The 14,416-nt window shown below is 59.7% G+C and carries 14 protein-coding genes; 9 read left to right on the plus strand and 5 right to left on the minus strand.

All coding sequences use genetic code 11. From position 1 onward, the window contains the following. Positions 1-181: 181 nt before the first annotated feature. The gene (locus J2X66_RS07915; protein WP_310262969.1) at positions 182-793 is read right to left on the minus strand and encodes a cytochrome c4; all 612 of its coding nucleotides are present in this window, start codon (positions 791-793) and stop codon (positions 182-184) included. 46 nt (positions 794-839) lie between these two features. After that, positions 840-1,130 carry a cytochrome c5 family protein gene (locus tag J2X66_RS07920; protein ID WP_027926152.1) on the minus strand — a complete coding sequence of 97 codons (291 nt, stop codon included), beginning with the start codon at positions 1,128-1,130 and terminating at the stop codon, positions 840-842. 191 nt (positions 1,131-1,321) lie between these two features. On the opposite strand from J2X66_RS07920, the gene yihA reads away from it, so the two are divergent. Then, on the plus strand, positions 1,322-1,963 hold the full coding sequence (gene yihA, locus J2X66_RS07925; protein WP_027926151.1) for a ribosome biogenesis GTP-binding protein YihA/YsxC: 642 nt from the start codon (positions 1,322-1,324) through the stop codon (positions 1,961-1,963). A gap of 300 nt (positions 1,964-2,263) precedes the next feature. On the opposite strand, the gene polA is transcribed toward yihA, so the two are convergent. Next, entirely contained in the window at positions 2,264-5,035 is a 2,772-nt protein-coding gene (gene polA, locus J2X66_RS07930; protein ID WP_310262973.1) for a DNA polymerase I, read from the minus strand. Positions 5,036-5,109: 74 nt separating this feature from the next. On the opposite strand from polA, the gene J2X66_RS07935 reads away from it, so the two are divergent. Both J2X66_RS07935 and J2X66_RS07940 read left to right on the plus strand, forming a co-directional pair. Then, positions 5,110-5,400: a DUF2782 domain-containing protein gene (locus tag J2X66_RS07935; protein WP_027926149.1), complete on the plus strand. Its 291-nt coding sequence runs from the start codon at positions 5,110-5,112 to the stop codon at positions 5,398-5,400. Between the two features lie 57 nt (positions 5,401-5,457). Beyond that, a complete protein-coding gene (locus J2X66_RS07940; RefSeq protein ID WP_310262975.1) occupies positions 5,458-6,408 on the plus strand; it encodes a homoserine kinase in 951 nt (316 codons plus the stop codon). A 47-nt stretch (positions 6,409-6,455) separates the two neighbouring features. On the opposite strand, the gene J2X66_RS07945 is transcribed toward J2X66_RS07940, so the two are convergent. Next, positions 6,456-7,376 (minus strand): metal ABC transporter solute-binding protein, Zn/Mn family, encoded by a 921-nt coding sequence (locus J2X66_RS07945; RefSeq protein ID WP_310262977.1) that lies wholly within the window; start codon positions 7,374-7,376, stop codon positions 6,456-6,458. 66 nt (positions 7,377-7,442) lie between these two features. On the opposite strand from J2X66_RS07945, the gene zur reads away from it, so the two are divergent. Genes zur through J2X66_RS07965 form a run of 4 tightly spaced genes read left to right on the plus strand, consistent with a single transcriptional unit; the run spans position 7,443 to position 10,236 of the window. Further along, a complete protein-coding gene (gene zur / locus J2X66_RS07950; RefSeq protein WP_027926146.1) occupies positions 7,443-7,925 on the plus strand; it encodes a zinc uptake transcriptional repressor Zur in 483 nt (160 codons plus the stop codon). Then, positions 7,925-8,701: a zinc ABC transporter ATP-binding protein ZnuC gene (gene znuC, locus J2X66_RS07955; protein ID WP_027926145.1), complete on the plus strand. Its 777-nt coding sequence runs from the start codon at positions 7,925-7,927 to the stop codon at positions 8,699-8,701. The genes zur and znuC overlap by 1 nt, the downstream gene beginning before the upstream one ends. After that, a complete protein-coding gene (gene znuB / locus J2X66_RS07960) occupies positions 8,694-9,482 on the plus strand; it encodes a zinc ABC transporter permease subunit ZnuB (protein ID WP_027926144.1) in 789 nt (262 codons plus the stop codon). Before znuC ends, znuB begins: the two co-directional genes overlap by 8 nt. A gap of 37 nt (positions 9,483-9,519) precedes the next feature. Continuing rightward, positions 9,520-10,236 carry a PA5502 family lipoprotein gene (locus J2X66_RS07965; protein WP_310262981.1) on the plus strand — a complete coding sequence of 239 codons (717 nt, stop codon included), beginning with the start codon at positions 9,520-9,522 and terminating at the stop codon, positions 10,234-10,236. A gap of 94 nt (positions 10,237-10,330) precedes the next feature. Here J2X66_RS07965 and katE read toward each other — a convergent pair whose 3' ends face one another. Then, complete coding sequence (gene katE / locus J2X66_RS07970) at positions 10,331-12,520, minus strand: catalase HPII (RefSeq protein WP_310262982.1); 2,190 nt, start codon at positions 12,518-12,520, stop codon at positions 10,331-10,333. Positions 12,521-12,732: 212 nt separating this feature from the next. On the opposite strand from katE, the gene J2X66_RS07975 reads away from it, so the two are divergent. Together J2X66_RS07975 and J2X66_RS07980 are read left to right on the plus strand one after the other, a co-directional pair. Further along, a complete protein-coding gene (locus J2X66_RS07975; protein WP_123433290.1) occupies positions 12,733-13,740 on the plus strand; it encodes a methionine ABC transporter ATP-binding protein in 1,008 nt (335 codons plus the stop codon). Continuing rightward, positions 13,740-14,414, plus strand: a complete 675-nt coding sequence (locus tag J2X66_RS07980) for a methionine ABC transporter permease (protein WP_310262984.1) — start codon at positions 13,740-13,742, stop codon at positions 14,412-14,414. Before J2X66_RS07975 ends, J2X66_RS07980 begins: the two co-directional genes overlap by 1 nt. The last annotated feature ends 2 nt before the right edge of the window (positions 14,415-14,416 follow it).

Here is a 14,416-nt window from a genome sequence, read left to right on the forward strand (position 1 = left end):
TGGACAAATTAGGTCGCCTCGCGCGACCTGTTTTCAGACAGGTCATGGCGGGGTTGAGTTCTGTAGTGTAACGGCAGCGGCCACAAAAAAGGGCGGCCAAAGCCACCCTTTTTATACTTGCTGCGACGGATTAATAGAGCGTTAACGTTGCAGGAGATGTTCAACGCTCGATCAACCGGCCTTAGTGCAGGCCCTGAATGTAGCTGGACACGGCGGCGATATCTTCGTCGCTCAGTCGTTTGGCGATAGTTTGCATGGTTTTGGCATCGCCATCGTTGGTGCGTCCGCCTTCTTCCTTGCGGAAATCGGTCAGCTGCTTGGCGACATATTGAGCGTGCTGGCCGCCCAGGTGAGGGAAGCCGGCAGCAACGTTGCCTGCGCCGTTTGGCGAGTGGCAACCGGTGCAGGCTGGCAAGCCTTTGGTCAGGTCGCCGCCACGGAACAGTGCTTCACCGCGAGCCACGATTTTAGGGTCGGCGGCGCCCACACTGCCGTTCTGCTTGGCGAAGTAGGCTGCGATATCAGCCAGGTCCTGGTCACTCAGATTGGTCAGCAGGCCGGTCATTTCCAGAACGGTACGCTTGCCCGACTTGATGTCGTGCAATTGCTTGGTCAAGTAGCGTTCACCCTGACCCGCCAGCTTCGGAAAGTTAGGCGCCATGCTGTTGCCATCCGGGCCATGACAGGCGCCACATACTGCGGCTTTCGCCTGACCAGCAGTCGCATCACCTGCAGCATGGGCAATGCCGGAGATCCCCACGGTCAACAGCAGACTCACGATCAATTTGTTCATCAGCTAATCCAACTACGGCTAAGGGTTAAAGAGTTATGGACCGGGATCACTCGCTCATCCAGTGGATGATGGCCTGGTAATCCTCGGCACTGCAGTCCATGCACAAACCACGCGGCGGCATCGCCTTGAAACCCTGGGTCACGTGTTGCACCAGCGTCTCCATACCTTTCGCCAACCTCGGCGTCCAAGCTTCCTGATCGCCCTTTTGAGGCGCCATGGGTAGTTGGCCGGAATGACAGGCACCACAAACACGGTTGTACACAGCTTCCGGATCCTGTGTAGCCTGAGCGCTGTAAAGCGGTATCAAGACACCGGCAGCTAGCAGCCATTTCGTCATAAAACGACCTTTTCAGGGTTGAGAGCGTTCTGCGTTCTAATGCGCAATCAAGGTCAATCGCTCTCGTGAACTTCATCCTACGCTGGGACAAAGCGCACACAAAATCTGCGGCATTATATACTGGCGTCACTGAAACGGAAACGACACCGCTTGCCGCGTCCATTCCCGGCGCCGCCCACATCGGAAATCCCATGCAACTCAAGAATCCCATCCTCGGTCTGTGCCAACAGTCCACCTTCATGCTCAGCGCTGCCAAAGTCGACCAATGCCCGGACGATGAAGGCTTTGAAGTGGCCTTCGCGGGCCGTTCCAACGCCGGCAAGTCCAGTGCGCTGAACACCCTGACGCACGCCAGTCTTGCGCGAACCTCGAAAACTCCGGGGCGTACGCAGCTCTTGAACTTCTTCAAGCTAGACGATGATCGTCGTCTGGTCGACCTTCCGGGGTACGGTTACGCAAAAGTACCCATTCCGTTGAAGCTGCACTGGCAGCGTCACCTGGAAGCCTATCTGGGCGGTCGCGAGAGTTTGAAAGGTCTGATCTTGATGATGGACATCCGTCATCCAATGACCGATTTCGACCTGCTGATGCTCGATTGGGCAGTCGCCGCCGGCATGCCGATGCATATTTTGCTGACCAAAGCCGACAAGTTGACGTACGGCGCAGCTAAAAACGTCCTGTTGAAGGTACAGGCCGATATCCGCAAGGGCTGGGGGGATGCGGTCAGTATCCAGTTGTTCTCGGCGCCAAAACGCCTGGGTCTGGAAGACGCCTACACTGTACTGGCGGGCTGGATGGAGCTGGCGGACAAGGGTTCCGAGGCCGCCGAGTAAGGCGTTGAGGAAAATCGCGGGCAAAAAAAACCCCGGACTTCTATGGGGAGGGGGAAGTTCCGGGGTTCAAGTTCCGGACCGCTAGGGCGGGGTCCAGATATCTGCCAACACTTAACACAACATAGGAGCATCGAAGGGCTTCACCAGCCATTCAGTAACTCTGAGTGGCGGTTGACGGGATTAGTTCCGAGGAAGTTCCAAATCCATTGGAAATAAGCCCAAGCATTTTTCGACATAATGCTGTTCCCTGACTTTCTGCCGCGGCACTATGCCGCAGCAGAAAACAACCGTTCAGACGGCTCAGTGAGCCTCATCCCAGTTATTCCCGACCCCAACCTCCACCAGAAGCGGTACGTCCAGCTTCGCCGCATCACTCATGTGGATACGAATTTCTTCGCGAACCTGATCGACCAGATCCTCACGCACCTCAAGCACCAATTCATCGTGCACCTGCAGGATGACTTTGGCGTCGAGACCTGACGAGGTCAGCCAGTTATCCACAGCCACCATGGCTTTCTTGATGATGTCCGCCGCCGTGCCTTGCATCGGGGCGTTGATCGCCGTGCGCTCGGCACCCTTGCGCAGGGCCGGGTTTTTCGCGTTGATTTCCGGCAGGTACAAGCGACGACCGAAGATCGTTTCAACGAAACCTTGCTCGGCCGCCTGGGCGCGCGTGCGCTCCATGTATTGCAGCACGCCCGGATAGCGGGCGAAATAACGGTCGATGTAGGCCTGAGACTGTTTGCGATCCACGCCGATCTGCTTGGCCAGACCAAACGCGCTCATGCCGTAGATCAAGCCGAAGTTGATCGCCTTGGCGCTGCGTCGCTGATCGGTGGTGACGTCGGCCAGTTCCACCCCGAAAACTTCCGCGGCGGTGGCCTTGTGCACGTCCAGGTCATTGCGGAACGCATGCAGCAAACCTTCGTCCTTGGCCAGGTGGGCCATGATCCGCAGTTCGATCTGCGAGTAGTCTGCGGCGAGCAGTTTGTAGCCTGCAGGGGCAACGAACGCCTGACGAATGCGACGGCCTTCAGCAGTACGGATCGGGATGTTCTGCAGGTTCGGATCACTGGACGACAAACGCCCGGTCGCCGCGACAGCTTGATGATAGGAGGTGTGAATCCGTCCGGTGCGCGGGTTGATCTGCTCCGGCAGCCGATCGGTGTAGGTGCTTTTCAGCTTGCTCATCGAGCGGTACTGCATCAGCACTTTAGGCAGCGGGAAATCCTGCTCGGCCAATTCCGCCAGCACGGCTTCGGCGGTGGAAGCCTGGCCCTTTGCCGTTTTGCTGAGCACCGGCAGACCGAGTTTTTCGTACAGGATCACGCCCAGTTGCTTGGGTGAACCGAGGTTGAATTCTTCGCCAGCGATGGCGAATGCCTCACGTTCGAGCGCGACCATCTTCTCACCCAGCTCCACGCTCTGAATGCCCAGCAGATTGGCGTCGACCAATGCACCCTGGCGTTCGATCCGCGCCAGCACCGGCACCAGCGGCATTTCGATTTCGCTCAGGACTTTGCTCAAGCTCGGGATGGCGTTGAGTTTTTCCTGCAGCGTCTGGTGCAGGCGCAGGGTCACGTCGGCGTCTTCGGCGGCGTAAGGCCCGGCCAGTTCCAGAGAGATCTGGTCAAAGGTCAGCTGCTTGGCGCCCTTGCCGGCGATGTCCTGGAAGCTGGTGGTGGTGTGATTCAGGTACTTGAGCGCCAGGCTGTCCATGTCGTGACGGGTCGCAGTGGAGTCCAGCACGTAGGATTCGAGCATGGTGTCGAAAGCGATGCCCTGCACGGTGATGCCGCAGCGCTGATCACCGCCGATGGCGCAGTTGGCCAGGATATTCATGTCGAACTTGGCGTGCTGGCCAACCTTGAGCTTGTTCGGGTCTTCCAGAATCGGCTTCAGCGCGCGAAGTACGGTGTCACGGTCCAGTTGATCCGGCACGCCCATGTAGGAATGGGTCAGCGGGATGTAGGCCGCTTCGTTAGCTTGTACAGCGAAAGACAGGCCGACCAATTGCGCCTGCTGCGCATCAATGCCAGTGGTTTCGGTGTCGAAGGCGATCAGTTTGGCGTCGTTGAGCTTCTTCAGCCACAGGTCGAAATCAGCCTGGGTCAGGATCGTCGTGTAGTTGAGTTCGGTCGCGGCGGCGACTTCTTCAGCTGCCGGCGCGGTGACTTCCTGCCCGGAACGCTTGGCGTCGCGCTGGTTTTCTTCGAACCAGCTCTTGAACTCCAGCAGCGTGTACAACTCGGCGAGCTTGTCGTGATCCGGCTTGCCCATTTGCAGGTCATCGAGGCCGATGTCCAGCGGAACGTCGATCTTGATGGTTGCCAGTTGATGGGAGAGGAACGCCATCTCCTTGTGCTCTTCAAGCTTGGCTGGCAGGGTTTTCGCGCCGCGAATCGGCAGGGTCGGGACGATGTCGAGCTGTGCATACAACTCGGTCAGGCCGCCATTCACGCCGACCAGCAGGCCCGAAGCGGTTTTCGGGCCAATACCCGGAACACCCGGGATGTTGTCGGAAGAGTCGCCCATGAGGGCCAGATAATCGATGATCTGCTCGGGAGCGACGCCGAATTTCTCCTTCACGCCCTCCACGTCCATGCTGCTACCGGTCATGGTATTGACCAAGGTAATGTGGCCGTCGACCAGTTGCGCCATGTCCTTGTCGCCGGTGGAGATGATCACCGGGCGATCCGCCGCCGCGCTGCTGCGGGCCAGGGTGCCGATCACGTCATCGGCCTCGACGCCTTCGACGCACAGCAGCGGGAAGCCCAAAGCGATCACGCTCTGGTGCAGCGGCTCGATTTGCACGCGCATGTCGTCGGGCATGCTTGGGCGGTTGGCCTTGTACTCGGCGAACATCTCGTCGCGGAACGTCCCGCCTTTGGCGTCGAACACCACGGCAAACGGACTGTCCGGGTACTGCTTGCGCAGACTCTTGAGCATATTCAGCACACCTTTGACCGCACCGGTCGGCAAACCTTTGGAAGTGGTCAGCGGCGGCAGGGCGTGAAAGGCGCGGTACAGGTAAGAAGAACCGTCCACCAGGACGAGGGGGGCTTGGCTCATGAGCAGGATCAACCTTTTCGGCGGGTCCGGCGCTAGAATAGCGGGACCGTTGACGACAAAGGGACAAGGTTATCATGCGCACACTAAATCGCCTGTTGCTGGCTGGCTTGTTTGCAACTGTTCCATTGGCCGCCATGGCGGCGGACGATGTTTCGAAACAGGAACCGCAAGTGACGATCCGCACGGAAGGGGACAAGGTCATTCAGGAGTACCGTCAAAACGGTTTTCTGTATGCCATCAAAGTCACGCCCAAAGGCGGCAAGCCGTATTTCCTCGTACGCGCCGATGGTACAGAGGCAAACTACATCCGCTCGGATCAGCCGGATATGCTGATTCCGGCGTGGGAAATTTTCACCTGGAAGTAGTTTCTTAATTTCAATCGGCGTCGGCTCACAAGCGGCGCCCGTACTGGCAGTTTAAACATGTCTGTGTTCACCCCCCTGGCTCGGCCCGAGCTGGAAGCTTTTCTCGCCCCTTATGGCCTCGGCCGCCTGCTCGATTTCCAGGGGATTGCTGCCGGTAGCGAAAACACCAATTTTTTCATCAGCCTGGAGCAGGGCGAATTCGTCCTGACCCTGGTCGAGCGCGGCCCGGTCGGTGAAATGCCGTTCTTCATTGAACTGCTCGACGTTCTGCACGAGGCTGATTTGCCGGTGCCTTACGCGCTGCGCACCACCGACGGCGTGGCCCTGCGCGAACTGGCCGGCAAGCCTGCACTGTTGCAACCGCGACTGGCCGGCAAGCACATCAAGCAGGCCAATGCGCAGCACTGCGCGCAGGTCGGCGAGTTGCTTGCACACCTGCATCTGGCGACCCAGGCCAACATGATCAAGCGCAAAACCGATCGTGGTCTGGATTGGATGCTGGAGGAGGGCACGCAGTTTCTTTCGCACCTGAACGCCGAACAAAGCGATCTGCTGAAACGGGCGCTGGATGAAATCGCCGAGCAGAAGGCAAAAATCCTGGCGCTGCCGCGGGCCAATATCCATGCCGACCTGTTCCGCGATAATGCGATGTTCGAAGGCACCCACCTGACCGGGTTGATCGACTTCTACAACGCCTGCTCGGGGCCGATGCTCTACGACGTGGCGATTGCCTTGAACGACTGGTGTTCGGACGATGACGGTTTGATCGATGGGCCGCGGGCGCGGGCATTGCTGGGGGCTTATGCGGCGTTGCGTCCGTTCACGGCGTCTGAAGCCGAGCTGTGGACGACGATGCTGCGCGTGGCGTGCGTGCGGTTCTGGTTATCGCGGTTGATCGCGGCGGAATCGTTCGCCGGGCAGGACGTGTTGATTCACGACCCGATGGAATTTCAGCTGCGGTTGGCGCAGCGGCAGAAGGTCAGCACACCGCTGCCGTTTGCCCTTTAAATTGTGACCAGGGGGCAAGCCCCCTCGCCACAGAGGTTCTGTGTTGGTTACAACGACTCCAGACACCCCGCCAAATCATTCCCCAGCTTCTCCAGCACCTGCTCATACCCCTGAGCAGTCGCTGGCGTGTACCCACCCAACGCATCCAGTTCCGCCAGTTTCACCGGCAAACCCGCGACCAGCGTCTCTGCCAGGCGCGGACGCAACGGCGGTTCGCTGAATACGCAGGTCTTGCCGACTTCCTGCAACCGCGTGCGCATCGTTGCGACGTGTTGGGCACCCGGCTGGACTTCGGCCGCAACGCTGAATACGCCTGTGTGCTTCAAGCCATAAGCGTCTTCAAAATAGTCGAACGCTTCATGGAACACGAAATACGGCTTGCCCGCGATCCCGGCGAGCCGTGCCTTCAGGCGCAGGTCCAAGGCATCCAACCGCTCGTCGAACGCCTTGAGGTTGCTCTGATAACGCGCCGCATTGGCTGGATCCGCCGCACTGAGGTCGGCGGCCATCTTGGCGGCGATCACCCGGGCATTGACCGGTGACAACCACAAATGCGCGTCGAGGCTGCCCGGACGGTGATCGTGGTCATGCTCATCGGCTTCTTCAGCGTGGGAGTGACTGTCTTCGGCGAAGCGACGCAATGTCAGCCCCGGCAAATCCTGCACCGCAACGCTCGGCAGCGCCCGACCTTTCAGCACGCGCGGCAGGAAACCTTCCATGTCCGGCCCGATCCAGTACAACAGATCGACCGATTGCACCTTCCGTACGTCGGATGGGCGCAAGGCATAGTTATGGGGCGAAGCGCCCGGCGGCAGCAACACTTCCGGAATCGCCACGCCGTCCTGCACCGCAGCGGCAATCAACTGCAGGGGCTTGATGCTGGTGAGGACTTTGACCTCTGCTTGGGCCGAACCGATCAGCAGAAAACTTGCGACAAATGCGACAAAGATAGAAAAAAGTCGGGACACGATGACCACTCGAAGAGGCGAGAACGGGTAACATAATAACGTCTCTCACAAAACGCGTCGCCGCTCATGCCTAAAACACCGATTGCCAGCCGTCCCCACGACCACTCTCACTGCGTGCATAGCGCTCTGTCTGAGGCCGATGTCCTGTGCGCACGTCAGGGGCTGCGCCTGACCGCTTTGCGCCGGCGGGTGCTGGAACTGGTATGGCAAAGCCACAAACCGCTGGGTGCCTACGACATCCTCGCGGTGCTCAGTGAGCAGGATGGCCGCCGCGCCGCGCCGCCCACCGTGTACCGCGCGCTGGATTTCCTCCTGGAAAACGGCCTCGTGCACCGCATCTCCTCACTGAACGCCTTCGTCGGCTGCAATCACCCAGGCCATGCCCATCAAGGGCAGTTCCTGATTTGCCGCGAATGCCACGCCGCCATCGAGCTTGAACAGAAATCCATCAGCGACGCGATCGTTGGCAGCGCCAAGGAGGTTGGGTTTATCGTCGAAGGCCAGACTGTTGAAGTGGTCGGTCTGTGCTCGGGCTGCCAGGGGGCTTGATGAGCAACGCGCTGATCCGCCTCGAGCAGGTTGCCGTCACGTTTGCCGGGCAATCCGTGCTGGATAACATCGAACTGAGTGTCGAGCCGGGGCAGATCGTCACCCTGATCGGCCCTAACGGTGCCGGCAAGACCACGCTGGTGCGCGCGGTGCTCGGCCTGTTGAAACCGGACAGCGGCACGGTCTGGCGCAAGCCGAAGCTGCGTGTGGGTTACATGCCGCAAAAACTTCACGTCGACCCGACGCTGCCGCTCTCGGTGCTGCGCTTCTTGCGGCTGGTGCCGGGCGTGGACCGCGCCATGGCGTTGTCCGCGCTCAAGGAAGTCGGCGCCGAACAGGTGATCGACAGCCCGGTACAAAGCGTTTCCGGTGGTGAAATGCAGCGGGTGCTGCTGGCCCGGGCACTGCTGCGCGAGCCGGAACTGCTGGTGCTCGACGAGCCGGTGCAAGGCGTCGACGTCGCCGGCCAGGCCGAGCTCTATAGCCTGATTACACGACTGCGCGACCGTCACGGCTGCGGCGTGCTGATGGTTTCCCACGATCTGCACTTGGTGATGAGCACCACCGACCAGGTGGTTTGTCTCAATCGCCACGTTTGCTGCTCCGGCCATCCTGAGCAAGTCAGCGGCGATCCGGCCTTCGTCGAGCTGTTCGGCAAGAACGCCCAAAGCCTGGCGATTTATCACCACCACCACGATCACGCCCATGACTTGCACGGCTCGGTCGTCACGGCGGCTCAACCCCACGTTCACGGAGATAGCTGCAAGCATGGCTGATTTTCTGCTCTACGCCCTGCTTGCAGGTTTGGCTTTGGCGCTGGTGGCGGGCCCGCTGGGTTCGTTCGTGGTCTGGCGACGCATGGCTTATTTCGGCGACACCTTGTCTCACGCGGCGTTGCTCGGCGTAGCGCTGGGTTTCTTGCTGGACGTTAGCCCGACCGTGGCGGTGACCGTGGGCTGCTTGCTGTTGGCGGTGCTGCTGGTGACGTTGCAGCAACGCCAACCGCTGGCGTCTGACACGCTTTTGGGAATTCTTGCACCAAGCACGCTCTCTCTGGGCTTGGTGGTACTAAGCTTCATGCACGAAGTGCGGATCGACTTGATGGCGTATCTGTTCGGCGACTTGCTGGCGATCAGCCCGACCGACCTGGCCTGGATCCTCGGTGGCAGCGCGGCGGTACTGGCGTTGCTGGTAACATTGTGGCGGCCGTTACTGGCCATTACGGTGCATGAAGAGTTGGCCAAGGTCGAAGGGTTGCCGGTGGCGTCGTTGCGTCTGGCCCTGATGCTGTTGATTGCCGTAGTGATCGCAGTGGCGATGAAAATCGTTGGTGTATTGCTGATTACATCGCTGTTGATCATCCCCGCGGCTGCGGCACAACGTCACGCCCGGTCACCGGAGCAGATGGCACTGGGCGCGAGCCTGCTGGGCATGCTCGCGGTCTGTGGCGGGCTGGCACTGTCGTGGTTCAAGGACACACCGGCGGGCCCCTCGATTGTTGTGACGGCGGCCGCACTGTTTCTGCTGAGTTTTGTCCTGCCCCGTCGAGGGGTGTAGACTTGCTCGTTTTTTGCGCAAATAGAGAGTCGCAGGAATGAAGCTGTTCGCCTCACGTTATCTGCTCCTTGTCGCATTTTCCTTGCTGCTGGGCGCCTGCCAAAGCACGCCACCGGCGGCCACCGAAGCCACGGATGCGCGAGCTACGGCCATCGCACAGCTGGAACAAAGCCTCGCCAGCAACGAGTTGGCCACCGCTGAAGATCAACTGGCCGCCTTGCAGGCCCAGTCCCCCAACGATCAGTCCCTTGAGCAGTACCAACGGCAACTGGCCGAGGCCTACCTGCGCCGTAGCCAGATCGTGCTGCAAAAAGGTGATGTGAACGCCGCCGCCACCGCGTTGAGCCGCGCCCGGGTCCTGATGCCCAAAGCGCCGGCGTTGACCGGTGGGGTCAATAACTCCATCGTCACGGCCCGCAAAGCCGAGCTGGATAAAGCGGAAGCCGATCTGAAAGCCGCCGAAGCCAAACCCCAGGCGAAGGTGATTGATCCAACCGCTGAAAGCACCACGGTCGCGTTGAATCTCAACGATATGGGGAAACTTCGCCGTCAACTGGACGCCATCGCCGCTGATGTAGTGAATTATCAGTGCGACGTGAGCATTCAGGCGCCACGCACCGACGATTACCCTTGGCTGGCAACGTTGCTGACCAAGCGGGTGAAGAAACTCGACCCGGATTTCGATCTGAAGCTCGAAAAGCAGATCCTGCGCAACCTTCCGGCGCAGATGGTCCTAAGTCCGCGTAAACCCTAAAAACATCGCGAGCAGGCTCACTCCTACATGAGTCACAAAACCCTGTAGGAGTGAGCCTGCTCGCGATAGCGTCCCTGACTACTGATACAAATCCTCAAGCCGGAATCGCCTTGGCCTTAGCCTCCCGATCCCAAACCCGATGCTGCCCGATCGCCGCAAAAAACGGCTTGATCAACTTCGCATCCGCCCCAACGATCAACCCCGCATCAACCGGCAGTTTCAACACATCCAGCAATTGCTTCGCTTCGCCATGCAGCGCAATTGCTTTCAAGTGCTTGTACGCCTCCAGCAGGTAATGCAACGCCACGCCATCACCGCTCAACGCCTTGATCGACGCCGCGCCACCCGGCACAAACACCGCATCAAACGCCACCGAAGGCAAACCTTCCATCGAAGCATCCACCGGCAACATTTTGCCATCGGCGGTTTTTACCGGTGCGGAGGTCGGCCCCAGCAATTTGGCGTGCGCGCCTTCGGCCTGCAGCGCCTTCTTCATCGCATCAATCGCTACACCATCGACACCGTTGGCTGCAAGAATCGCCACTTTGCGGGTTTTGATATTCTCCGGCAGCAAATTCGCCTGGCTCAGGGCCGGTGAGCGCTCCAGGGATATTTTGGGCACCTCCACCGTCCCGGCTTTCGGCGCTGGCAAGCCAAGGTTGGCGGCCACGCGTTTGGCCAGTTCCAGATCGATATTGGCCAGGATCTCGTTCACCTCGCGCGCGCGAATGGCCTCACGCTCAACTTTGCCGAGTTCGAAGCTGTACGCCGAGATGATGTGTTCCTGCTCGTGCTTGCTCATGCTGTGGAAGAACAGCCGTGCCTGGGAGAAGTGGTCGCTGAACGATTCGCTGCGCTGCCGGATCTTGTTGGCGTCGATGCGCTCCGGATAACTCTCGAAACCGCCATCCTGTACGGCGGGCGGTGTTTCTTTCGGCCAGCCGCCGTCAATGGAATTCGGCTCGTAGGATGCACGCCCCTTGTCGATGGTGGTACGGTGCATCGCATCGCGCTGACCGTTATGAAACGGTGCTACCGGCCGGTTGATCGGGATTTCATGAAAGTTCGGCCCGCCGAGTCGGCTGATCTGCGTATCGGTGTAGGAAAACAGCCGACCTTGCAGCAACGGATCGTTGGAGAAATCGATCCCCGGCACGATATGGCCCGGGCAGAACGCGACCTGCTCGGTTTCGGCGAAGAAGTTGTCCGGGTTGCGGTTGAGCACCATTTTGCCCAGCGGGGTGATGGGGACGGTTTCTTCGGGAATCAGCTTGGTGGGGTCGAGAATGTCGAAGTCGAAATCGTGCTCATTTTCCTCTTCGATGATCTGTACGCCCAGTTCCCACTCCGGGTAGTCGCTCATCTCGATGGCTTCCCAGAGATCGCGACGGTGGAAGTCGGTGTCTTTGCCGGCCAGCTTCTGCGCCTCATCCCACACCAGCGAACACGTGCCGGCAGTGGGGCGCCAGTGGAATTTGACGAAGCGCGATTTGCCTTCGGCGTTGATCAGCCGAAACGTATGCACACCGAAGCCCTGCATGCTGCGCAGGCTTTTCGGGATCGCCCGGTCGGACATGGCCCAGATCACCATGTGCGCCGATTCCGGTACCAAAGAGACAAAGTCCCAGAACGTGTCGTGAGCCGAGCCGCCGGTAGGAATCTCGTTATGTGGCTCCGGTTTGACAGCATGCACGAAGTCCGGAAACTTGATGGCGTCCTGAATGAAGAACACCGGCATGTTGTTGCCCACCAGATCGAAGTTGCCTTCGTCGGTGAAGAACTTAACGGCGAAACCTCGTACGTCCCGCACGGTATCGCCTGACCCGCGTGGACCTTGCACCGTGGAAAAACGCGTGAACACGGGCGTTTTTTTTCCCGGATCCTGCAGGAAACCGGCCTTGGTCAGCACGGAGTGGTTTTCGTACGTCTGGAAGTAGCCGTGCGCGCCGGTGCCGCGGGCATGGACGATGCGTTCCGGGATGCGCTCATGGTCAAAGTGCGTGATTTTCTCACGCATGATGAAGTCTTCCAGCAGAGAAGGCCCGCGGGCGCCGACTTTCAGGGTGTTCTGATTGTCCGAAACCTTTACGCCCTGATTGGTGCGCAGGGCCTGTTCGGTGGCGTCGGAGCGAAATTTCTCCAGGCTGTCGAGCTTGGTATTGGTGTTGCCGCGGTCCAGGGTGTCGGTACCGGCCAATGCGCTTTTGCCGGGGGCAGGCTTCTTATTACTCATCGGTCTAAACTCCTCGTTGCGATTCCCGCCGTAGCCAGGATTCTTGTGCATTCCCCAGGCACGGCACCGGGGGCGTTTTCGAGTTGCCTTATTAGTGACTGATGCCGTTTTTAGCCGTTCCTTTTTTATGACCTTTGATCGCGTTATTGCCAAATCGAAGGTTGAATGCGGAATAAATGCTAATAACCTCTATACGGACAGGCTAAAATGCGCGCCCGGCTAACCGCTGATCCTTTTCTAACGCGCCCCACAAGGTTCGCTACGTGATCGAGTTTCAAAACGTCCATAAAACCTACCGCGTCGCCGGTAAGGATATTCCCGCCCTGCATCCGACCAGTCTGACGATTGAGAACGGTCAGGTCTTCGGCCTGATCGGCCATTCCGGCGCGGGAAAAAGTACCCTGCTGCGTCTGATCAATCGCCTGGAGAATTCCAGTGGCGGCAAGATCTTCGTCGACGGCGAAGAAGTCACCGCGCTGGACGCCAATAGCCTGCGGCGCTTCCGTCAGCAAGTCGGGATGATCTTCCAGCACTTCAACCTGCTGGCGTCCAAGACCGTGGCTGACAACGTCGCGTTGCCGTTGACCCTGGCCGGCGAGCTGTCGCGCAGCGAGATCGACCTGCGCGTGGCCGAGTTGCTGGCGCGGGTGGGTTTGTCCGACCACGCCAGGAAGTACCCGGCGCAGTTGTCCGGTGGCCAGAAGCAGCGCGTCGGCATTGCCCGCGCCCTGGCGACCAAGCCGAAAATCCTGCTGTGCGACGAAGCCACCAGCGCCCTGGACCCGCAGACCACGGCGTCGGTCCTGCAATTGCTGGCTGAGATCAACCGCGAGCTGAAGCTGACCATCGTCCTGATCACCCACGAGATGGACGTGATCCGCCGCGTTTGCGACCAGGTCGCGGTGATGGACGCCGGTGTAATCGTCGAGCAAGGTTCGGTGGCCGAGGTGTTCCTGCATCCCAAGCACCCGACCACCAAGCGCTTTGTGCAGGAAGACGAGCAGATCGACGAAAGCGAGCAGCGCGATGACTTTGCTCACGTGCCGGGCCGCATCGTGCGTCTGACCTTCCAGGGCGAAGCGACCTACGCACCGTTGCTGGGTACCGTCGCCCGGGAAACCGGTGTGGACTACAGCATCCTGGCCGGTCGTATCGACCGCATCAAAGACGTCCCTTACGGGCAACTTACCCTGGCCGTCACCGGTGGCGACATGGACGCGGCATTTGCCCGTTTCACCGCGGCTGACGTCCACATGGAGGTGCTGCGCTAATGGAAGCCCTGACTGCTTTCTTTGCCAATATCGACTGGTTCGAAATCTGGCAGGCCACCGGCGATACCTTGCTGATGCTCGGTGGTTCGTTGTTGTTCACCGTGTTGCTCGGCTTGCCGCTGGGCGTGCTGCTGTTCCTGTGCAGCCCGCGTCAGTTGCTGGAAGCCAAAGGCGTCTACGCAATGCTGTCGCTGGTGGTGAACATCCTGCGTTCGCTGCCCTTCATCATTCTGCTGATCGTGATGATTCCGTTCACCGTGTTGATCACCGGTACATCGCTGGGTGTCGCCGGCGCGATCCCGCCGCTGGTGGTAGGCGCTACGCCGTTCTTCGCCCGCTTGGTGGAAACCGCGCTGCGTGAAGTGGATCGCGGCATCATCGAAGCGACCCAGGCGATGGGCGCGACGACGCGTCAGATCATCACCAATGCCTTGTTGCCAGAAGCCCGTCCGGGCATCTTCGCGGCGATTACGGTGACGGCGATTACACTGGTGTCCTACACGGCCATGGCCGGTGTGGTCGGCGCTGGTGGTCTGGGTGACCTGGCGATCCGCTTCGGCTACCAGCGTTTCCAGACCGACGTCATGGTGGTGACGGTGGTGTTGCTGCTGGTGCTGGTCCAGGTGCTGCAAACCCTTGGCGACAAATTGGTTGTGCATTTTTCCAGAAAATAAAC

This window comes from Pseudomonas sp. 3296, from assembly GCF_031456615.1.
In the GTDB taxonomy this organism is placed as follows: domain Bacteria; phylum Pseudomonadota; class Gammaproteobacteria; order Pseudomonadales; family Pseudomonadaceae; genus Aquipseudomonas; species Aquipseudomonas mucoides.